Origin of the sequence: Mesobacillus maritimus (assembly GCF_044803185.1) — a bacterium.
Classification (GTDB): domain Bacteria; phylum Bacillota; class Bacilli; order Bacillales; family Cytobacillaceae; genus Mesobacillus_B; species Mesobacillus_B maritimus_B.
Genome location: NZ_CP085225.1, coordinates 2,241,341 through 2,261,295, shown reverse-complemented (window position 1 = coordinate 2,261,295; position 19,955 = coordinate 2,241,341). Strand labels below are relative to the sequence as shown.

The 19,955-nt window shown below is 39.1% G+C and carries 20 protein-coding genes; 6 read left to right on the top strand and 14 right to left on the bottom strand.

Translation table 11 applies throughout. From position 1 onward, the window contains the following. Positions 1-15: 15 nt before the first annotated feature. Together LG336_RS10735 and pabB are read left to right on the top strand one after the other, a co-directional pair. On the top strand, positions 16-615 hold the full coding sequence (locus LG336_RS10735; protein WP_404333136.1) for an anthranilate synthase component II: 600 nt from the start codon (positions 16-18) through the stop codon (positions 613-615). Then, positions 612-2,381: an aminodeoxychorismate synthase component I gene (gene pabB, locus LG336_RS10730; RefSeq protein WP_404332541.1), complete on the top strand. Its 1,770-nt coding sequence runs from the start codon at positions 612-614 to the stop codon at positions 2,379-2,381. The genes LG336_RS10735 and pabB overlap by 4 nt, the downstream gene beginning before the upstream one ends. A gap of 498 nt (positions 2,382-2,879) precedes the next feature. Here the strand turns inward: pabB and LG336_RS10725 are convergent, their stop codons facing one another. The 5 genes from LG336_RS10725 to LG336_RS10705 all read right to left on the bottom strand — a co-directional run bounded on the left by LG336_RS10725 (position 2,880) and on the right by LG336_RS10705 (position 9,300). After that, positions 2,880-3,854, bottom strand: a complete 975-nt coding sequence (locus LG336_RS10725; protein ID WP_404332540.1) for a carbohydrate kinase — start codon at positions 3,852-3,854, stop codon at positions 2,880-2,882. Positions 3,855-3,888: 34 nt separating this feature from the next. Further along, entirely contained in the window at positions 3,889-5,364 is a 1,476-nt protein-coding gene (locus LG336_RS10720; RefSeq protein WP_404332539.1) for a glycoside hydrolase family 32 protein, read from the bottom strand. A 285-nt stretch (positions 5,365-5,649) separates the two neighbouring features. Further along, on the bottom strand, positions 5,650-7,098 hold the full coding sequence (locus LG336_RS10715; RefSeq protein ID WP_404332538.1) for a sucrose-specific PTS transporter subunit IIBC: 1,449 nt from the start codon (positions 7,096-7,098) through the stop codon (positions 5,650-5,652). Positions 7,099-7,282: 184 nt separating this feature from the next. After that, positions 7,283-8,281, bottom strand: coding sequence for a LacI family DNA-binding transcriptional regulator (locus tag LG336_RS10710; protein ID WP_404332537.1), 999 nt, complete (start codon positions 8,279-8,281; stop codon positions 7,283-7,285). A 116-nt stretch (positions 8,282-8,397) separates the two neighbouring features. Next, entirely contained in the window at positions 8,398-9,300 is a 903-nt protein-coding gene (locus LG336_RS10705; protein ID WP_404332536.1) for an alpha/beta hydrolase, read from the bottom strand. A 150-nt stretch (positions 9,301-9,450) separates the two neighbouring features. Between LG336_RS10705 and LG336_RS10700 the strand changes: the two genes are divergently transcribed. Next, positions 9,451-9,852: a cytochrome-c oxidase gene (locus LG336_RS10700; RefSeq protein WP_404332535.1), complete on the top strand. Its 402-nt coding sequence runs from the start codon at positions 9,451-9,453 to the stop codon at positions 9,850-9,852. 128 nt (positions 9,853-9,980) lie between these two features. Here LG336_RS10700 and LG336_RS10695 read toward each other — a convergent pair whose 3' ends face one another. From LG336_RS10695 to LG336_RS10680, 4 genes are all read right to left on the bottom strand, one after another. Next, the gene (locus tag LG336_RS10695; protein ID WP_404332534.1) at positions 9,981-10,994 is read right to left on the bottom strand and encodes a 4Fe-4S binding protein; all 1,014 of its coding nucleotides are present in this window, start codon (positions 10,992-10,994) and stop codon (positions 9,981-9,983) included. Between the two features lie 202 nt (positions 10,995-11,196). Further along, positions 11,197-11,919: an amino acid ABC transporter ATP-binding protein gene (locus tag LG336_RS10690; RefSeq protein ID WP_404332533.1), complete on the bottom strand. Its 723-nt coding sequence runs from the start codon at positions 11,917-11,919 to the stop codon at positions 11,197-11,199. Continuing rightward, positions 11,919-12,575 carry an amino acid ABC transporter permease gene (locus tag LG336_RS10685; protein ID WP_404332532.1) on the bottom strand — a complete coding sequence of 219 codons (657 nt, stop codon included), beginning with the start codon at positions 12,573-12,575 and terminating at the stop codon, positions 11,919-11,921. Before LG336_RS10685 ends, LG336_RS10690 begins: the two co-directional genes overlap by 1 nt. Positions 12,576-12,666: 91 nt before the next feature. Further along, positions 12,667-13,482 carry a transporter substrate-binding domain-containing protein gene (locus tag LG336_RS10680; protein WP_404332531.1) on the bottom strand — a complete coding sequence of 272 codons (816 nt, stop codon included), beginning with the start codon at positions 13,480-13,482 and terminating at the stop codon, positions 12,667-12,669. A gap of 300 nt (positions 13,483-13,782) precedes the next feature. Here LG336_RS10680 and LG336_RS10675 point away from each other — a divergent pair, with 300 nt between their 5' ends. Then, complete coding sequence (locus LG336_RS10675) at positions 13,783-14,454, top strand: SIMPL domain-containing protein (RefSeq protein WP_404332530.1); 672 nt, start codon at positions 13,783-13,785, stop codon at positions 14,452-14,454. 141 nt (positions 14,455-14,595) lie between these two features. Here the strand turns inward: LG336_RS10675 and LG336_RS10670 are convergent, their stop codons facing one another. Both LG336_RS10670 and LG336_RS10665 read right to left on the bottom strand, forming a co-directional pair. Beyond that, positions 14,596-15,018: a DUF1801 domain-containing protein gene (locus tag LG336_RS10670; protein ID WP_404332529.1), complete on the bottom strand. Its 423-nt coding sequence runs from the start codon at positions 15,016-15,018 to the stop codon at positions 14,596-14,598. Positions 15,019-15,086: 68 nt separating this feature from the next. After that, complete coding sequence (locus tag LG336_RS10665) at positions 15,087-15,797, bottom strand: HAD family hydrolase (RefSeq protein ID WP_404332528.1); 711 nt, start codon at positions 15,795-15,797, stop codon at positions 15,087-15,089. A 247-nt stretch (positions 15,798-16,044) separates the two neighbouring features. On the opposite strand from LG336_RS10665, the gene LG336_RS10660 reads away from it, so the two are divergent. Further along, the gene (locus tag LG336_RS10660; protein ID WP_404333135.1) at positions 16,045-16,329 is read left to right on the top strand and encodes an ArsR/SmtB family transcription factor; all 285 of its coding nucleotides are present in this window, start codon (positions 16,045-16,047) and stop codon (positions 16,327-16,329) included. Between the two features lie 206 nt (positions 16,330-16,535). Here LG336_RS10660 and LG336_RS10655 read toward each other — a convergent pair whose 3' ends face one another. Both LG336_RS10655 and LG336_RS10650 read right to left on the bottom strand, forming a co-directional pair. Then, positions 16,536-17,483 carry a cation diffusion facilitator family transporter gene (locus tag LG336_RS10655; RefSeq protein ID WP_404332527.1) on the bottom strand — a complete coding sequence of 316 codons (948 nt, stop codon included), beginning with the start codon at positions 17,481-17,483 and terminating at the stop codon, positions 16,536-16,538. Between the two features lie 147 nt (positions 17,484-17,630). Then, the gene (locus tag LG336_RS10650; RefSeq protein WP_404332526.1) at positions 17,631-17,855 is read right to left on the bottom strand and encodes a YdbC family protein; all 225 of its coding nucleotides are present in this window, start codon (positions 17,853-17,855) and stop codon (positions 17,631-17,633) included. A gap of 266 nt (positions 17,856-18,121) precedes the next feature. Here LG336_RS10650 and LG336_RS10645 point away from each other — a divergent pair, with 266 nt between their 5' ends. Then, positions 18,122-18,889: a DUF3891 family protein gene (locus LG336_RS10645; RefSeq protein ID WP_404332525.1), complete on the top strand. Its 768-nt coding sequence runs from the start codon at positions 18,122-18,124 to the stop codon at positions 18,887-18,889. A 75-nt stretch (positions 18,890-18,964) separates the two neighbouring features. Here LG336_RS10645 and LG336_RS10640 read toward each other — a convergent pair whose 3' ends face one another. After that, positions 18,965-19,933 carry a LysM peptidoglycan-binding domain-containing protein gene (locus LG336_RS10640; RefSeq protein ID WP_404332524.1) on the bottom strand — a complete coding sequence of 323 codons (969 nt, stop codon included), beginning with the start codon at positions 19,931-19,933 and terminating at the stop codon, positions 18,965-18,967. Between the last annotated feature and the right edge of the window lie 22 nt (positions 19,934-19,955).

Genomic DNA, 19,955 nt, shown 5'->3' with positions numbered 1-19,955 from the left:
GAGCAATTGTTGATCATGATACTTTTAATAGACAACTATGATTCCTTTACATTCAATCTGGTCCAATACATTCGTGAACTAGGTGAACACGTCATTGTGAAACGAAATAACCAAATATCGTTAGCTGAGATAAACGAAATGCAACCTACTCATATTCTTCTTTCTCCTGGACCCGGAAATCCTGATGCTGCTGGTATTTGCTTAGATATAGTAAAAACCTTTCATCCGCATATTCCAATACTTGGTGTTTGCCTCGGTCATCAAATTATTGCCCAATCGTTTGGTGGAAAAGTCAAAAAGGCCTTGCAGCCGATGCATGGAAAAACCACCATGATTGATCATGACCAAAGAGGAATATTTCAAGACCTGCCAACCCCGTTACAGGTAGCAAGGTATCATTCCTTGATTGTTGATGAAGAATCTTTGCCTAGTTGCCTAGAAATCAGCGCAAGGGCGAAGGATGGAGAAGTAATGTCTATCCGGCATCGGGAACTGGAGGTAGAAGGAGTTCAATTCCACCCCGAGGCCATCCTAACGGAAAAAGGGGTAGAAATGTTAGCCAACTTTTTCTTACCTAAACAAAAAAAAGCTAAAGGAAGATTCAAAAAAAGATGACACATCGAGACCCGCTCTTATCGTTTGAGTTTGCTACTTCAGAAGGATCAATAAAACCTCTTACATTTCAAAAACCGCTAAAAGTATATAAAGCTTATAAAATCGAAGACGTACTCCCGAATTTAGAACGAGTACAAGCTGAAATCCAAAAAGGATACTATGCAGCCGGATTTTTATCATACGAAAGTGCTCCAGCATTCGATCCTGCTTTTAAAGTGCAAGGTGGAGGAACGATGCCACTCCTATGGTTCGGAATTTTTACAGAGCCTCAGGAAGAAGCAATCTCCAGCTCTGGAGCATACCATCTATCAGAATGGGCCCCATCAGTAAATAGATGCGAGTTTGATTCTGTCATTCAATCTATAAAACACTCTATCGAAATTGGCGATACTTATCAGACTAATTATACCCTGAGGATGTGTTCGCAGTTTCAAGGCGATGATATCGCTTATTTTGAAACCTTAAAACGCGCACAATCCTCTAATTATTGTTCCTATGTTCATACTGGCGAGCATAGTATTTTATCCGCATCACCTGAGTTATTTTTTAGATTAAAAGGAACAGAACTTACCACCCGGCCAATGAAAGGAACCATTAAAAGAGGAAACTCCACGGAAGAGGATAAGCTAAATGCCAACTGGCTCTACCATTCTGACAAAGATCGCGCTGAAAATGTGATGATTGTCGACCTGCTTCGAAATGATTTAGGGATGATTGCTGAAACTGGTTCTGTCAAGGTTGAAAAACTATTTGAGATTGAACAATACCCAACCGTTCACCAAATGACTTCAACAATCAAAGGAAAAGTACCGGAAAACACCCAACTCAGCGACATTTTCAAAGCTCTTTTTCCTTGTGGGTCTATTACAGGAGCACCAAAGATTAGCACAATGGAGATTATTGCTGATTTAGAAACCGCGCCGCGGGAAGTTTACTGTGGAGCGATAGGGTATATCACTCCAAATAAGGAGGCCATTTTTAATGTTCCCATCCGGACCGTCTTGATTGAACAGGAAACCGGGAAAGCAACGTATGGTGTTGGTGGTGGTGTCACATGGGATTCAACAAGTGAAGGAGAATATCATGAGGTCCTAGCAAAGGCAAGCCTACTAACAGCAAATAGACCGGAGTTTCAGTTGCTCGAAAGCCTTTTATTACATGAGGGGCAATACTTCTTGCTTGAAGAACATCTTCAACGTCTCGAAAATACAGCTACCTACTTTGGGTATCAATACAGTCGAGAAAGAGTAGAAAAGGACCTTGCAGAACTTGCTGCTTCTACATCAGGTGATAAAGTAAAGGTTCGACTTTTAGTCGCAAAGGATGGGAAGATAACACTAGATGCTCATCCTCTTTCACAGTTTGAGGAATCGCTAACGGTTATGCTTGCTGATGAACCTGTCGATAAAAATAATCCCTTTCTTTATCATAAGACAACAAACCGAGAGATCTATTCGTATTTTCAAGGAAAGAAACCAGCTGAAGTTTTTGATGCTCTTTTGTGGAACGAGGATGGAGAGTTAACAGAGTTTATTAATGGAAATGTTGTCTTGGAGATGGACGATTGTTATTGGACTCCGCCGATTGAAAGTGGATTACTATCTGGTACCTACCGTGATATGCTGATAAAAAATGGAGAAATTCAGGAGCGAACATTAACGCTTGGAGATTTGCATAAGAGTAAAAGGATTTGGTTTATTAATAGTGTACGGAAGTGGGTTGAAGTGCGACTTATTAATACTGGACAGGAGGATAACCAGTATTAATATGTTGCTTTATTAAACTTGGTTGTGGATTTCCGCTCCATGCGATTTTTTTGAGGGTTTTATAGGTATGCTCGCCATTGGCGATGATGTGAAATTTTATTACAGATACCTTTTCTTAGGGTTTTTTCGTTACTGCAAAATTGGAGCGCGTTTTGGTCGATATAAGGGGAGGTTTTCCCCTTATTTGCAGAATGGAGCGCATTTCGGTCGATATAAAGGGAGATTTTCCCCTTATGCAAATAAAAATCCTCCATTTTCACTTTTTTCGAATGAATAGCGGGAATTTCTCCGCTTATTTAGGCCATTTTCAATGCTATTTACTCATTAAGCGGAATTTTTCCCTCTATTATTCTTAACAGTCAAAAAGGCAAGTAGGAATAGTGATAAGAGCATGGCATGCTTCAAAATGATCGCCCTGATTTTTGCTTTTTGCACCTCAAAAAGAGCCTTAGCCCTTCTTAAAAATAGGGCTAAGGCTCCTTATGCTTGTAGAATCTATTATCCATTCTGAGCGATTAACAGCTCAATTTCTTCTTTTGTTGGCAGAGCCGAGATGGCACCCTTTCCGGTTGTGGTCAGAGCCCCACTAGCGTTTGCAAAGCGGAGAACCTCCTCATGATTTAAACGAAGCAGTTCTTCTACGTTTGATGGGTTGGCACTCATTTCTAATAGCTTAAATAATAGCCCTCCAATAAAAGCATCCCCAGCCCCAGTTGTGTCCTTAACCTCAACTGAATATCCGTTTGATGTATATTGGTTTGCTTTGAAAACCAGATCTGCACCTGAAGCACCCTTGGTAAAAACTACCACTTTAACATTTCCAATGAACAAGGATTGTAGCGCCTTCTCCACATCTTCTATTCCCGTAATGAATTCAAGCTCCTCATCAGAGACCTTTACAATATCAGCGAACGGTAAAAACTCAAGAATGGCATGTCGGCATTCTTCCTGGCTTTTCCAAAGCGGGAGCCGGACATTTGGATCGAAGCTGACCAAACCACCCGCGTTTGATACAGCTGTAATTGCTTTCTTATGTGCATGCTTCATGGGGCTCTCCACTAAATCTACCGAGCAAAAATGGAGAATATCACCCGCACTAAACCATTGTGGATCAATTTCATCCTCACTTAAGAGCATATCAGCAGATGGATTTCGATAAAATGAAAAATCGCGCTCGCCATTTTCCTGTAGAGAAACAAAGGCTAAGGCCGTATTCGCTTCATCTGTACGAAGAATTTTATTTGTGTTTACTCCTGCCTTCGCAAGTTGATCTACCAAGAAATCACCAAAGGCATCTGTTCCTAACTTAGAAATCATTTCTGCCTCTTGACCATACTTAGCAACCGCTGCTGCTACATTCGCAGGTGCTCCACCAGGAGCTCTTTCAAAAGCTGTAACGTCCTTTAATGCAACCCCTTTTTGAAGGGGAATAAAATCAATTAATACTTCACCGATTGAAAAAAGATTTCCCATTCTGTCTGTCACCCCATTAAAATATTACTATCGTTTAACCAGCTATCTCCCATTTAACCACTTTTACACTCGTTTGACCTTGATTGGCAAATAAGCGGATGCCTTGGCTGTTTTTATCTGGAAAGATTCTCCCTGTAAACACTTCTTCCCCGTCATTGACAAACACTTCTATGGAAGAGGTATCAACAAAAATTCGGAATGATACTGTCTTAGCATCCAACTTACATTTTCGAACAGTACCGAATTTCTCTGCGAACGGTTGCCCTGAATGAGTCCGGTCAAAAACCACTTTTTTCTCAACAGCATCATACTTGATGACGGTCTTTTCATTTTCCCCTACTCGGAGCTCGAGACCAAATTCTTTCGCAGTACTTGCGGAGAATTCTGCAATCATTTCAAATGTCTCACTTTCAAAGTCTTCAAGGGTGATAGCTTCATTCCTTACTATTTTTTCTGCTTCCATTCTTTCACTGCGAAGCAATTTTAATTCATCAACTGGTTGTTGAATTAACTTCCCGTCTTTAATGGATAATTCCCTCGGAAGAGTCAAACAATGCGCCCAGCCATTTTTATCAGTAGGATAATCAATTTCTGGTAAACCCATCCACCCTACTAAAATTCGACGACCTTTAGCATCCATTGTTGTTTGTGGTGCATAAAAGTCAAATCCTCTATCAAGTTCTAAAAAATGCCCATGAGTAAGTTCTTTCGTCTCTATATCTATCGGTTGGCCAATTACATAACCAGACTGATAAATATTCTGATAAGCATCCCCTTCAGCCTCTAGACCTTGGGGAGAAAAAATCAGAACCCCTTGTTCATCCATCTCAAAATAATCGGGGCACTCCCACATATACCCAAAATTCTCTAGGTCAGTTTTCATTTCTCCAACAAACTGCCAATCTACTAGATTATCTGAACGATATAAAACCACACACCCTGTTTCATTTTCTCTTTGCGCACCAATTACTGTATAAAACTCATCTTCTTGTTTCCAAATCTTCGGATCGCGAAAATGATCGGTATATCCACTTGGAACATCACCAATTACAGGATTATCCATCTTAATAATATCCCCGTTTTGATTCATAACCGCCAAGCATTGATACGGATGGCGATTCCAGTTCTGGTCACGGGTGTTTCCTGTATATAAAAGGTAAAGCTTCCCCTCATGCTCAAGGGCACTACCTGAGTAAGCACCATGACTGTCAAACTCATTTGATGGCTCAATCGCCATTCCGACGTTTTCCCAATTTACAAGGTTCGTTGATTTCGTATGATACCAATGCTTCAATCCATGAACAGGACCGAGCGGAAACCATTGATAAAACAGATGATATTCTCCGTTAAAATAAGCAAAACCATTTGGATCGTTTAATAGCCCTGTTACTGGTTGAATATGAAAAGACTGTCGCCATGGACACTGATTCACGATGTTGGCTAGAGCTTGAATTTCTTCTTTTGTTACATCATCCATTTTTCTATATCGTTGTTCTTTTGTCCATTCCATGCTGTTTCACTCCTAATAATGAAGAAAGGAGAATCATGGGATTCTCCTAATCATTCTTTTTTCATTAGGCTCTTTTCTCTAACTTTGTTGCTGTTGAAAATGAAAACTAATTGTTATGACAACCTTTATACTAGAACCAGCCAACAATTATGAGAAAAGAGCTTGCAAGTTTACTTTTTAACATTCAAAATAGCTGTTCCTACGTTAAAATCGGCTTTAAGTAGTAAAAATCGGCACTAAGATTTTTACAATTTTAACAACAATCCTTACGAAAACAGTTTTTCCTTATGCTGCTTGTTCAGAACGCTGTGTAGCTGTTTTTTTAGCATCTCTTTTCGCTAAAATGATTGTGACCCCAAAGGCTACTGCAAACGAAATCGCCATTCCGATGATGTAAGATACAATTGTATCAGGACGAATGGAAATGATACCTGGGAGACCAGCAGCACCTAAGGCCGTTGCTTTTACCTGGAACAAGGTAACAAAGCCTGAGGAGACTCCTGCACCAATAAGGGCACCGATAAATGGATACCGTAATTTCAGGTTAACCCCAAACAGAGCTGGTTCGGTAATCCCTAACAACGCAGAGATTCCCGCCGCTGAAGCTGTCCCTTTGATTTTGGCATTTTTCGTTGTTTTTAACACGGCAAGTGTCGCCGCTCCCTGCGCGATATTTGACATCGCTGCAATAACGAAAATAAAGGAACCACCTGTTTTTACAACATCTGCTAATAATTGTGTTTCTACGGCAATGAAACTATGATGCATTCCGGTAATGACGATTGGTGCATAAAACAGACCGAAAACAATACCGCCAATCGCACCAGTAGTGTCATACATCCAAACGATTCCATCTGTTAATAAGTTCCCAGCTGAGCGGGTTAGTGGTCCTACTAATGTAAAGGTCAAAATACCAGTAATAAAAATCGAAAATAAAGGCGTTAATAAATTATCTAAAGCAGACGGAACAAACTTACGTAAGAAGGTTTCTGTTTTCGCTAAAATATATGAGGAGGCAAGAACAGGTAATACCGTACCCTGATAGCCAACCTTTTCAATTTCCAAGCCAAATAGATTCCACACAGGAACTTCATTATCAAGTAAAGCCGCTCCATAGTTATATCCATTTAACAAATCAGGGTGAACCATTAACATTCCAAGAGTCGCTCCAAGGAATGGATTTCCCCCAAATCGCTTTGTTGCCGAAAAGCCGATTAAAATCGGTAAAAAGACAAAGGCAGCATTTGCAAATGTATTAATGAGCGCTGCTAAATCAGCCATTTCTGGGTTTGCGTCCACTAATGATTGTCCTTCAATAAAAAGGTCCGGTGCTGTTAGGATGTTATTGATTCCCATTAACAAACCACCAGCTACAATGGCTGGAATAATCGGCACAAAGATGTCTGACAGCATTTTAACGAATTGTTGAATCGGGTTCAGTTTCTTCGTTGCCGCTTCTTTTACATCACTCGTCGACATTTCCGTTTGTCCAGATAACTTTGCCAAGTGCTTATAAACTTCATTTACCGTACCTGACCCTAAAATAATTTGAAATTGACCACCAGTTGAAAAGGTCCCTTTTACTTCATCCATTTGATCAAGCTTCGCTTGGTCAACGACCGATTCGTCATTTAAAACAAGACGTAATCGTGTTGCACAATGAGCTGCAGCCGATAGGTTCTCTTGACCACCAATTGCTTCTAATACTTCCTGTGCTATTTTTTTATGATCCATCTTATTTCCCCTCCTATTTGCTTAGAGAGGAACCGGTTCCGTTAATGACTAAAAAATAAAACCCTTATGACAGGAACCGGTTCCAATTTTATCTAAAAAAATATATTAATTTAACGAGAAACCGATTTCATTGTTTAAACCTTTGGATTGGTTCTCTTGAATGGAACCGGTTTCGTTGATTGTATTATAGAACATGATTCTTTCTGGTGTCAACGCTTTCTCTCTCGATAATTTCATATTTTGAAATGGTTAATTTTTCTACAGGCCGTTCATTTACGAGGTCAACAATATGCCTGGCAGCTGTTTGTCCTGCCTCTTTGTAAAAAAACTTTGCTGTCGTTAAGCTAGGATGAATGATTTCTGTGACCTCATAGCCGCCAAACCCTGTAATCGCTAAATCCTTTGGGATTGCCAGCCCCTCTGAATAGGATGCCTTAAGAACACCAAGGGCGATATTATCTGTAGCACAGACGAAAATGGACGGTTTTGATTCCTCGATAATTTTACTAGCACTAGCTTGCGCAGCAGGGATATTAAACTCCGTCTCATAGTAGTTAACCTGGCATTCTGGCCCCTCCAGGATTGCCTGTTTAAATCCTTGTTTCCGTTTCACTCCTACCGCAATATCCTTTTCAGTTACCCCTAAATAAGCAATGTTCCGATAGCCTTTCTCTAGAACATACCTCCCCATTGCATAACCAGCATGATAATCGTCATGAATAAGACTATAAAATTCCTCATGCTCTTGTCCAATAAGGAGGACAGGAATCTGAACTGACTCAAAAGCTTGGATATGTCTGTCTGTAATTTCAGTAGCCAAAAGAATAATTCCCGCCATTTTTTGATTGGCAAAGCTATATATACTCTCAATTTCGCGATCCAAACTTTGGCTTGTATTGGAGATAAGCATCTGATAATTCATTTTCTTTAATTGCTCATCAATGCCGATTAACGTTTGCGAAGAAGCGTAGGAGTCAAGCCTCGGAACAATCGTGCCAATGATATTTGTTTTCTTTGCTTTTAGGCTTTGGGCAAATGGGTTAGGAGCATAACCGGTTTCCCTGATCGCCTCTTCAATTTTCTTTCTAGTGGCTTCCCCTACAGAGCCTCCATTTAAAAATCGAGATACGGTACTCTTTGCAACTCCTGCAATTTTGGCAATATCTGAAATCGTGCTACTCATCTATTTCAACCTCACAACATTTAGTATTCATACCATCATTATAGTATATTTTCTCTTCACAATTCGAATAGAAGAAGCCAGCTCCCTTGAAAAGGAGAGCATCCGTTTTTAATCCATTATTCTTTCAATCCCTGATGAATATAAAATAACGTTTTATTAAGCAAGCGGGGATGCTCATTCAGGAGTTGGTGGTCTCCCCCATGAATGAGACGGACTTGGCAGTTAGGGAATTTCTTTTGTATAAAAGTCAGATTATAGTTCCAGTCCACAGTTCGGTCTCGATCGCCTTGAATGACGAGAACTTCCTCATAGCACTTTTTGTAGTCTTTTACTTTCTTATTCCATGTCCTTAGTGCTTCAAACCAAACGATAGGTAATTTATGATGTTGAAGAGGGTCTTGTTTAACAAAATCTAAATAGGTAGAATCTGAGGAATTCCTTTTAAACACACGGGTCAATTGGTACACAAAGGGCTTAATCAGCCTAATACCCAACTTTGAAAGATACCATTGATGGGAACGAATCAGTGGTGAAACTAGTATCACCTTTTGAAATGTAGCTTGTTTCCTTAATAAATAGTCAATAATAATCGCTCCGCCTGTACTGTGGGCCACAACATGAACGGGTAATGCCGTCTTCCTTTTTGCCCATTGGTTTACTTCATGAAAAACCTCTACATAATCATGAAAATCTATTATCTCTGCTCTAGCCCCACTAGACAATCCATGTCCCTGCAAATCATAAGTTATGACTAGGTATTGCTTATGTAACAAATCATTTATTAGGTTCTTCATGGACCCGCTGTGGTCCAAATAACCATGAACAACAATTACCATCCCTATTGGTGTTGATGGGGTGAACGATTGAATAAAGATTTTCTCCTCCCCGTACTTTAAAAATTCATAATCGTGCTCAATCTCCTCCGTATGAATTCCATAGAACTCTAAATAGTGATTTATATCTGTACTAGTAAGAAGATTAGGTACATGTTTTAATTTAGTCTCTTTTCCTCGTCCCATTTTCCACATCCTTATCACCTCAACTAACCACTTTCAATCCGATTGATTACATAGTCTCCTTATCATAACAAAATTCAAGCGACATGGTTATATTTACCTATAACGGCCAATAAAATTGTAAAGGCTTAAACTTTATAGGAGGTGTTACCCTTGAGGGTTGGGGTCCTTTTTCTCAAAATGGCAGCCTTGTATTTCTTAATAGGTGTGGGAATGGGTCTTACGATGGAAATCATCGGAGATCAACGACTAGGTGGAGCACATGCTCATATTAATCTAGTTGGTTGGGCTTCTATGGGTCTATTCGGCATTATTTATGTTCTATTCCCGAGAGCGGGAGAATCGGTATTGGCAAAGCTCCACTTCTGGCTTTATAACATTTCACTTCCATTATTTATGCTAGGATTATGTTTTGTTCTTTTAGGGAATACATCTTTAATGTTTCTGTTAATGATTTTCCCTAATGTTTTGGTTCTAAGTGTGTTGTTATTTGTGATCAATGTTTTCACAAATGTAAAAGCAGCAGATGTTTCACAGTATTTTAACAAAGGCTAAATAGATATGTCCCCTTCTCAAACTGATTATTACCGTTTATAAATATGGTTTCATAAAAAAAACTCAGAATTAGTTCTGAGTTTTTTTCTCTTGCCTTTTGCTCTTTTGATTCTAATTCACCTCAATTCTTAATGAATCTGGTCAGCCCAGGGAATTAGCTCTTTAAAATGATCATATGTAAGAACGGTGTTCCAATGACCTGTTAGCTTTGCTGTCACAACAACGATGGTGAATAAAATGAAAAAGCCGACAGGGATTACCCATTTATTCACTTTCTTTGGACCAACCTTAACAGTAAGAGTATCCTTTAGAGGACAAGCCTCGATACATTGCATACAAGCAGAACATTCTGGTGTAAGCACTGATTTCTTTTCGGCTACTTTAATCCCTTGTGGACATGCACGTGTACATTGGTTGCAACTACTACAGGTATCTTCATTTCGTTTAATTCGTGTGATGCCGAATAATGAGCCGAGCCCCACCAAGGCTCCATAAGGACATAAAAACCTGCACCAGAAATTTTTATAGAAAAGAGATAGAATTGCCACGACGGTAATCACAATAAGTGTGACTCCACTTATGTTTAAAAAGTATTGTAGCATCTTTACATCGGAAATGATGTTATACGGGGAAACTAAAAAACCGATTACAGCGTCGACTGGCATTGTAATAACCATATATAAAAAGAATGCCAAGAGCAAATACTTTATTGGAAATAAGAGCCACACAAGCCATTTTGGAAGTTCAAAATTTCTCTTAAATACCTTTTTCCCTAACATGCCTGCCCACTCACTGACAGTCCCCGCCGGACAAATCCAACTGCAAAAAGCACGGCGGAAAAGGAATCCCGATCCCACAAAAAAAGTAAATAAGACAAGTCCCGCAGGATGGATTAGATCAAATTCTCCTGTCGTTACCCAAACTTTAAATCCCATAAGAGCACTGATTGGTAAAAAACCCTCGACAGCGCCTGGCCTTTCAACATAAGGCATTGGGGTCGCTGATACAAAATGGAGATAAAACTGATAAAACTGCAACCCTACATAGAGAGAAAATAACAAGAAGGCTATTTTCACCCCTTGTCTTAGAAAGGTTATTGGTCTGCGTCTGAGTTGCCGATAATAGTATTGTTTTGATTTCATATACTGTCTCCTCCCTAAAAAAATTATAAGGAAAAATGAAACACAAAGGAGACGACTTGATGAATTGTTGCTGAATGTCCATAAAGTAATCGCAAAATCGTGAACATGGGTTTAAACTCTCAGATTTACTCAACTTTTTAGCAAATAAAAAGCATTTCCGGAACAACTTCTCCAGAAATGCTTGGAAAATATTCAATAGTAATTACAAGACCTTACTTAAAAATGATTGTGTTCGGGTATTCTGCGGGTTATCAAAGATTTGTCCTGGTGAACCTTCTTCCATGACGATGCCTTCATCCATAAACAGTACCCGATTTCCGACTTCTTTTGCAAAACCCATTTCATGAGTCACGACGACCATGGTCATACCTTCTCTAGCTAGATCTTGCATGACCTGTAGCACATCGCCAACCAATTCAGGGTCGAGTGCAGAAGTCGGTTCATCAAATAACATCACTTTCGGCTCCATTGCCAGTGCTCTAGCAATGGCGACCCTTTGCTTTTGTCCACCAGACAAGCTATCTGGGTATACGGATGCTTTATCTGATAAACCAACCTTCTCTAATAAAGGCAAAGCGGCAGCTTCTGCCTCACTTTGGCTCATCTTTTTAATTTTACGTGGTCCCAGTGTGATATTATCAAGAACCGTCATATGTGGAAAAAGGTTAAAATGCTGAAAGACCATACCCACTCGTGAACGAATCGAGTTGATATCAATTTTAGGGTCGGTTAAATTCTCACCATCTATGATCACTTCACCACTTGTCACTTCTTCTAATAAGTTCAAACAACGTAAAAACGTACTTTTCCCTGAACCAGAAGGACCAATGACACATACAACTTCCTTCTCCTTTATGTTGGCGTTAATTCCTTTTAATACCTCTAATTTCCCAAAGGATTTATGCAAATCTTTTACTTGTATCATTAGACATCCAGCTTCCTTTCAATCCGTCTCAAATAAAGAGATGTCGGAATTGTAATCAGTAGATAAAGTAAGCAAACCATCGTCAGAGTTTCGAAAGGGGTAAAAGTTGAAGCATAGTAGGTTTTCGCTTGATACACCATTTCCCCTACTGCGATAGCTGAAAATAGCGAGGTATCTTTTAAGCTAATAACAAATTGATTGCCCAGTGGTGGAATCATTCGTTTAAATGCTTGTGGCCAGATAATATAACGCATCGTTTGCGTTTTCGTTAAGCCGATTGACCTTCCTGCTTCCATCTGTCCTTTATCAACTGAATGCACTGCACCCCGAACGATTTCAGCAATATAGGCTCCCGCATTAAGAGCAATGGCTAAGATGGCTGCAACCAGTTTGTGCATATTAATATCCAATAACTGAGATAGTCCGAAATAGATAAAGAGAATTTGAGCTAATAAAGGGGTCCCTCTGATGATTTCCACATAGACTGAAGAAAGTCCATAGATGAATTTGTTTTTAGATAATCGACCAAAACCGGTAATGGCTCCGATAATAAACCCAAAGAATAATCCTGCAAAGGTAATAAGCAATGTGTAGACAAGTCCTTCTAGCAGGAAAGGCATGGGTTTTATATAATCTGAGTTTAAAAAAGCTTCCATATTCTCACCTTCTTTTATAGTAATATAGTAATCTCAGTCTAAAAAAAGTGTAACAAGCAGTACTTGCTACACTTTTTTTAATCAGAGTTGTTTAGTTCTCCGTTCCATATGGGCGTTCACCGAACCATTTTTCGTAAATGTCGTCATATGTTCCATCTTCTTTAAACTTCTCAAGAGCTTCATTAAATGGAGAAACGAGCTCTGATCCTTGCTTAAAGGCAATACCATATTGCTGAGCTTCGGCAATGTCTCCCACTACTTTTAGACTGCCTTCAGCTTTTTCATTTACGTAATATAGTGCATTCGGAGAGTCATAGACGACCGCATCAATTCGGCCGCTACGTAGCTCCATATACGCCTCCACAATTCCTTCAAAAGGAACCACTTCTGCATCTGGATAATTCTCTGTTAAATAATCATAGCTAGTTGAACCCGTTCTTGTTGCAACCTTTTTCCCTGATAGATCATTCATTGCTGCTATCTCTTTATTATCAGCCTCAACGACCGTGATTAGACCTGCATCGTAATACGGATCAGAGAAGTCAATTTTTTCTTTTCGTTCGTCCGTGATGGTAATTCCAGCAATTCCAATTTCAAATCGACCCGTTTCCATTCCTGCGATTAACCCACTGAACTCCAGTGTTTCAAATTCAATTTCAACTCCTGATTCGTCAGCTAGTGCCTGAATTAACTCTATATCGAATCCTTCCATTTCTCCTGTATCAGGATTCTGAAACTCAAAAGGGACAAAATTACTATCCGTAGCAACTGTATAAACGGTTCCTTTTTCTGAGCCTCCTGTTGAACCATCAGATTGTTCACCCGAAGATTCTTCGCTACTACCACATGCTGTTATGATAAGAGTAGTAAGTACGAACATAACAAATGATAAAAATCCTTTTTTCATATGTTTCTCCCCCTTCCTTTCTAATTATTACAAAGTTTACATAATTGTTAAACTTCGATATTTGCTCTATTTTCAGAGTATTACAGCAAATAAGCCTAAGAGACTACCTCACTCTTCGTTTCCTTAAAATTCCTATAGATAACTAGACTATCCTCTAGCTGGTCTCCAAAGGACGACAAAAAAAACACCATTAAAAAATAGATGGTTTTTCGTACACTGAAAGAATTTAACATAAAAGAAAAGCAATTATCATGAAATGTAAAGTACATCATTTTCATAAAATGAAAGGGGGCAGTTGCGATGAATACGTATTTACCTCCAAATAGACAAACAAATGGTTCAAACGGAAAATTTATGAAGGTATATGGGGAAAGCACGCTTATCATTAAACCCGATAGGTCAACCGTACAGTTAGGAGTAGAAGTGCGTAATCTTGAACTCAGCGTAGCGCAACAGGAGAGTTCAAGGGTGATACAACTTATTACCGACTCTCTTTTCGAATTAGGGATTTCTCCGTCTAATATTCAGACCTCAGAATATACAATCCTACCAATTTACGATTATGTCGATGGGAATCAACAATTTAAAGGATATCAAATTACACATATGCTCTCACTTACGATTGAAAATATCGAACAAACCGGTGTAGTCATTGATATGGCCGTCCGGAACGGAGCGAATAGGATATTAAATATCCAGTTCACGGTTAAACACATCGATGCATACTATCAACATACCTTACAAAAGGCATTAGAGAATGCACGAACAAAAGCCCAAGTCATTGCGCAGACCATGCGGTTATCCCTTGATCCGATTCCTGCACAAATTACCGAACTAACCGTGCCTCCACCTCCGATGCCCTTTCAAACATTCTCCGAAGTAGGAATCGCTCATGCTCAATCAACCCCTGTGCAACCAGGAAATATCGAAATCGAGGCTAAGGTGGAAGTTAAGTTTTATTATTCATCGTAGGAATGATGATCTATATTCAAATGAAAAGGGGAGTAAGCGTACTGAGCGACGCATACTCCCTTAATCTCTAATAAAGCAAAATTTAATTAATGGTGAACATCAGTGATTTTTTCTTATGAAAATTATGCTAGGCAAGATCATTTACTGCTCTGGATAGGTTTCCCTCAAGAATTTTATCGATTGCTTAATCAACTTTTTCAAAACCTCAACATCAATGTCGGCAATTTTGTTAATGTACACACAAGCCTTCCCAGATGTATGTTTCCCAAGCTCCTTTAACAGTTCTTCTCTTTCTGTATCCCCTGTTGCAAAATACAAACTAATTTTTCCTTTACGAGGAGAAAAGCCTACTAGCGGCGCATCCCCTTCATGACCAGAAGCGTATTTATAATGGTATGAGCCAAAACCAATGATACTTGGCCCCCACATTTTTGCTTCATAGCCTGAGGTTTTCGTAAAAAGGCCTAATAATTTGTATGCTTCTTCACGTTTTTTGGGGCTGCCTACCTTTTCGATAAACCCAATCACACTGTTATCTGTTTCTTTTGTTTTTAATTCGTACACCCCTGTCCCTCCTTCCATACTTTTTACTATGCTTTCTGTGCTTCCCGTAAAAACCTTTAAAGAGAGGATTATTTGTCTCCCTTCACAAGCGTTAAGATAGTAGACAATGCCTTAATTTCGGTGACAGGCTTATGTTCTGTTAGCGGTTGTTTTCCTCGATGATTGAACCAAACGGCCTTCCAACCTGCCATCATCGGTCCTACCACATCATTTTCCCATGAGTCTCCCACATAGAGAAGTTCCTCAGGCGGGAGGTTTATCTCTCGTGCCGCTACCTCAAATATGTATGGATTAGGTTTTGCCTTTCCAACCTGATCTGAGATGAAAATGCGGTTCTCCGAAAAATGCTCGTCCAAGCCTAATTGCTGAATTTTCAACCGTTGATGCTCTGTAGGACCGTTCGTAATCAGGCCAATCTCAATCCCTAGTTTTGTTAATTCTTTAAGAAGCATTGGTACTTCGGGAAACAATGTTAAGAGCTTTAATTCCTGTTCGTAGCTTTGCTGAAATTGAATCGCCTTTTCTTCTAATACCTCAATGCCATAGTCTTTTAAGGTCCTGACAATGCGTTCGATTCTCAATTGGTACAGTGGAATTTCCCCACTGTCATACTCTTTCCATAAAACATCACTGTAAAATCGGAAGGTCTTGTACACGTCCTCCGTATCTATTTGATTGTTGTTGGAACTAGATAATAAAGGGACAACGGACCTTGCGAAAGGAGCGTGATGGTCATGTAAAGTATCATCTAAATCAAAAAAAACCGCATTTATGTTCATTCAAATCCTATCTCCTCTTCTGTCAACATTCTTGGTTTTATATACTTGTCTTTTGCTAACTTTCTACTAGGGATAACATCCCTGCCATCATTCACTATAGCACACCTAAAATAGATGCTTTACACTTAATGAGTAAAATATAAAAATCGTGGGATATATAGGACCCCACGATTTTTATTTTAGCTTAAGAGAAGTATAATCTTTAATAAAGGAGGCTGATTTTTTGGATAAGAAAGAATATCAGGTAATGGATGAGGAGACATTGTTTATCGTTTCTCAAACATTTAAAGCTTTATCTGACCCGACACGTTTAAGAATTTTACATCTCTTGTTTCAAGGCGAGCATTCCGTCAACGACATAGCTGAGCGTTTATCTCTCCTTCAATCAACAGTCTCACATCAGTTGCGTTTTCTAAAAAACCTTCGACTCGTTAAATTCAGAAAAGAAGGAACGACTGTATATTATAGCTGTGATGACGAACATGTTAAAAGCATTCTTAAACAAACCATTGATCATGCCAATCATCATTAAGGCTCTTTCTCAAACAATGCTGCTTGCGGAGCTTAAATAGAACTTAAATGCTATGTTTTTGAAAATAGCTTTAGCGAATGAGAAAAGAGCTGCAAACTTAGTGATGACGCACTAATTAGCTTCTTCTGCGTTAAAATCGGCTTTAGGTAGTAAAAATCGGTTTTAAGATTTTTACAATTTTAACACCCATCTTTACGAAAACAGCCTTAATTACATGGATCATGTTTACTAGGACAGCCTGCATTCTCTGATTCTACTTGAATGGTACTATGGTCAATTCCGAACTGATCATGAAGAAGGGTTTGCGCATGATGCAACACTTGATCGTGCCGACCTTCTCCAGAGATGGCCAAATGACAACTCAGCATGGGAACTCCAGATGTAATCGACCAAACATGAAGGTCATGAACAGATTGAACGGTCGTTACGCTAAGGAGTGCTTCTTTTAGCTCATCGACATTCAGATGTTCTGGTGAGCCTTCCATTAGAACATGAAGAGATTCCTTGGTTACTCTCCAACCACTGAATAAAATAAGTGCCGCCACAATCACACTAGCAATTGGATCAGCAATCCCCCAGCCGAAAAAGTAAATAACAAGTGCTGCAACGATGGCCCCAACTGACCCTAGCATGTCACCAAGGACATGGAGAAAAGCACTCCGAACATTGAGGTTATCATCCTTGTCTCCCCTCATCAGAATCCAGGCTGCCAAAATATTAACTAGGAGTCCGATGACTGCAATGGTTAACATTCCTAGACTTTGCACTTCTGGTGGATGGATAAAGCGCTCAATAGCCTCATTGATAATAAAAATGGAAATAATAATTAAGGTTGCTCCGTTTATTGCTGCTGCGATAATTTCAAAGCGCTTAAAACCAAATGTCTTTTTCTTTGTTGCCAACCGTTCTCCTAATTTAATCGCAAATAAGCTTAGCCCAAGCGCAGCCGCATCACTTAACATATGGCCAGCATCTGACAATAAGGCCAAGCTATTGGTCATCAACCCGCCAATAAATTCAATGACCATATAGGTTGCGATTAATATAAAAGCCCAAAGTAGAGCTTTTTTATTGTTTGAGTGATGATGGTGGCCGTGGCCATGGTGACCTCCGTGACCATGGTGATGATGGCCATGAGAATGACCGTGTCCCATAAAAACTTCCCCCTTATCTTTTAAATATGAATATATGCTCATATATACATTATGTAACGTCCTAAATAAATGTGTCAATCATTATTTGTTAAAAAAAGCCTTTAAACCTTCTCTAAGGTTTAAAGGCCTTTTCACAACAATCAAATACTATAGATCAATTCTCTCCAGTAATTTCTTCAATTCCTTCATTTCCTCTATAGATAGAGTAATCCCTTTGCCCATTTTTTCATGTGATGAATCCCAATCACGGATATCGTATTTTGGCTCGCGTTCATTCCAACTGATAAGGTTTAATTCCTTTTTCCAACCTTTTGCGCCTTCTGAAATCACTCCAATCGTTTCGGTGATTTCATATTTAATATTAGCCGCCACTTTTTATCCCCTTTCATGTTCGTGCTTAATAGTTAAAGTTAGAGCCTGACGTTTATAGTATAGGAAACTTTTCAGCCAATAACTAAATTATTTTGTCCTCAACATATTCATCCATTAAAATGAGACCATCAGCGAAACAATCGTGTTTCCATTCAAGAATGTTAAAACCCGCTTGGGAGTATACATAAGTAACAATTATATCGATCAGCTTCCACTATCATTTTTGTGACAAAGGGAGATTAGTAAAAAGAAAGGGACTATACGAAATGATCATACTCGAGCAAGACCAAAGTTTTATTATGGTTACCCAACACGACCATGCTATGGTTTCAGGACAAATAGCCGAAAACTGGAAAGAAGAGTATTTTCCTGAGCTTGATCATAAACAGGACGTCGTCCTAGCATGCTACGAGCATGATCGTGGTTGGATTGAACTAGATAAAAATCCAAAATGGAATGCTATAAACCAAAAACCCTATTCTTTTATGGATTATCCTGCGGAACCTAAAATAACTTACTATAAAAGAGGGATTGAAGAGGTTTTTAACCTAAACAAATATGCGGCATTATTATGTAGTTTACACTACACTTCTTTTCTTCATAATCCCACATCCCCTGTGAGTAGGCGGTTTGTGAGTGAAGAAAATAACAGACAACAGCAACTACTCAATCGGTTCAATATCAATGGTAATAGCGTAAAAGAAAAGAATTTACTATATCACTTAGATATTCTGAAATTCTGTGATAATCTCTCGCTGTATTTATGCCTGAACAAACCAGGTACTACGAAAACGAAGGAATACCCATTTTTTCGTAATGGTTTCCCGCAGGTTTTCCCTTTTGCTCACAATCAGCCTATTTCTGCAGACTGGAGCTTTAAAGAGTATATAAAACTTTCTGTATCTCCCTTGATGGGACCACTTCAGGTAGCACTACCCTATAAGGAAGTTCAAAAATCCTCGATTGATAAACATGGTCTAGCTTCTGCTTACAAGGGTGCACCACTAAATTACCGCGAAGTGAAAATTATGTAATTATAAAGAATCCGAGTTGGTAAGCGGAGAAAGCTATTGGATGCTTTCTCTACTTACCAATATTAGAGTTTACAGTTAAGGTAATTTGCTTAATTCTAAATATTGAACGGTTTTACCGTCACGACCGATTTGCACTGTCAATTGAAGACCGTTAAGCTGATAGATCATTTTTTCACAATCCGCTGTTTCATAGCACGATACTTTTTCTACCGTATTAGGATGTTCATAGGTTTCGAGCACTTGTGCTTTTTCCCGCGGGATATTGATAACTGGCAAGTACTCTGGATAAACTTGCAATTGATCCACAGCGCCATTCCCGTTTTTTAGTTGCACGCGGAGCCCTGCCCCTTCATCCATATAAAAATGGGAGATTGTGTTCTGTTGTTCTTCGGAGAAGTTTGGGGCACCAAAGTTTTCAACTACTTTATTGTAGTTATTTCCAACTGTTATCCCATTTAAATGAAGTGGTTTTGAAGATAAAATATAGGCATCCTTTATCCCTGCACTATTCAGCCTCTTTAGTTGTTCTTCTGCATTTTCCCTTTTTGAGAAGGCTCCTGCTTGAATACGATAATGTGTTTTATTATTGATGACCTTAGTTACCACCACTGCATCAATCTCTTTCTGTTTTAAGAATGCTACACGTTTATCCGCATTGCTTTTTTTACTAAACGAACCACCCATAATAACATACAACGTTTCAGCTTGAGGTGGGCCAGGCACTTGAAGCTTCTGCCCAACATAAATCAAATCACTTGTTAGGCTATTGTCTTCTTTTAACGTTTGAACGGTTGTTCCATACCGTTTGGCGATGCTATATAAAGTATCACCCTTTTGAATCACAATAAAATCACCTTCCGCCTGCACCAGAGAGTTATGGGCAAACCCCAATCCAAAAGTGAAGGCACCCACCAAGAAAATCGAACTAAAAATCACCTGTACTTTCCGTTTTATTTTTTTAATGTTAAACACCCCCGTTATTACAAGGTACGCAACCAACAGGAAGAATTCTCCATTTTTACAAGCCCATTTTCTAGGAACCATAAAAGGTTCATTTTCCCCCAAG

What these genes read in the sequence shown, in the direction of transcription:
- LG336_RS10735 (WP_404333136.1), top strand. Translation starts at nt 16, where the DNA reads ATGATACTTTTAATAGACAACTATGATTCCTTTACATTCAATCTGGTC.
- pabB (WP_404332541.1), top strand. Translation starts at nt 612, where the DNA reads ATGACACATCGAGACCCGCTCTTATCGTTTGAGTTTGCTACTTCAGAA.
- LG336_RS10725 (WP_404332540.1), bottom strand. Translation starts at nt 3,854, where the DNA reads ATGGGAAATCTTTTTTCAATCGGTGAAGTATTAATTGATTTTATTCCC.
- LG336_RS10720 (WP_404332539.1), bottom strand. Translation starts at nt 5,364, where the DNA reads ATGGAATGGACAAAAGAACAACGATATAGAAAAATGGATGATGTAACA.
- LG336_RS10715 (WP_404332538.1), bottom strand. Translation starts at nt 7,098, where the DNA reads ATGGATCATAAAAAAATAGCACAGGAAGTATTAGAAGCAATTGGTGGT.
- LG336_RS10710 (WP_404332537.1), bottom strand. Translation starts at nt 8,281, where the DNA reads ATGAGTAGCACGATTTCAGATATTGCCAAAATTGCAGGAGTTGCAAAG.
- LG336_RS10705 (WP_404332536.1), bottom strand. Translation starts at nt 9,300, where the DNA reads ATGGGACGAGGAAAAGAGACTAAATTAAAACATGTACCTAATCTTCTT.
- LG336_RS10695 (WP_404332534.1), bottom strand. Translation starts at nt 10,994, where the DNA reads ATGAAATCAAAACAATACTATTATCGGCAACTCAGACGCAGACCAATA.
- LG336_RS10690 (WP_404332533.1), bottom strand. Translation starts at nt 11,919, where the DNA reads ATGATACAAGTAAAAGATTTGCATAAATCCTTTGGGAAATTAGAGGTA.
- LG336_RS10685 (WP_404332532.1), bottom strand. Translation starts at nt 12,575, where the DNA reads ATGGAAGCTTTTTTAAACTCAGATTATATAAAACCCATGCCTTTCCTG.
- LG336_RS10680 (WP_404332531.1), bottom strand. Translation starts at nt 13,482, where the DNA reads ATGAAAAAAGGATTTTTATCATTTGTTATGTTCGTACTTACTACTCTT.
- LG336_RS10675 (WP_404332530.1), top strand. Translation starts at nt 13,783, where the DNA reads ATGAATACGTATTTACCTCCAAATAGACAAACAAATGGTTCAAACGGA.
- LG336_RS10665 (WP_404332528.1), bottom strand. Translation starts at nt 15,797, where the DNA reads ATGAACATAAATGCGGTTTTTTTTGATTTAGATGATACTTTACATGAC.
- LG336_RS10660 (WP_404333135.1), top strand. Translation starts at nt 16,045, where the DNA reads ATGGATGAGGAGACATTGTTTATCGTTTCTCAAACATTTAAAGCTTTA.
- LG336_RS10655 (WP_404332527.1), bottom strand. Translation starts at nt 17,483, where the DNA reads ATGGGACACGGTCATTCTCATGGCCATCATCACCATGGTCACGGAGGT.
- LG336_RS10645 (WP_404332525.1), top strand. Translation starts at nt 18,122, where the DNA reads ATGATCATACTCGAGCAAGACCAAAGTTTTATTATGGTTACCCAACAC.
- LG336_RS10640 (WP_404332524.1), bottom strand. Translation starts at nt 19,933, where the DNA reads ATGGTTCCTAGAAAATGGGCTTGTAAAAATGGAGAATTCTTCCTGTTG.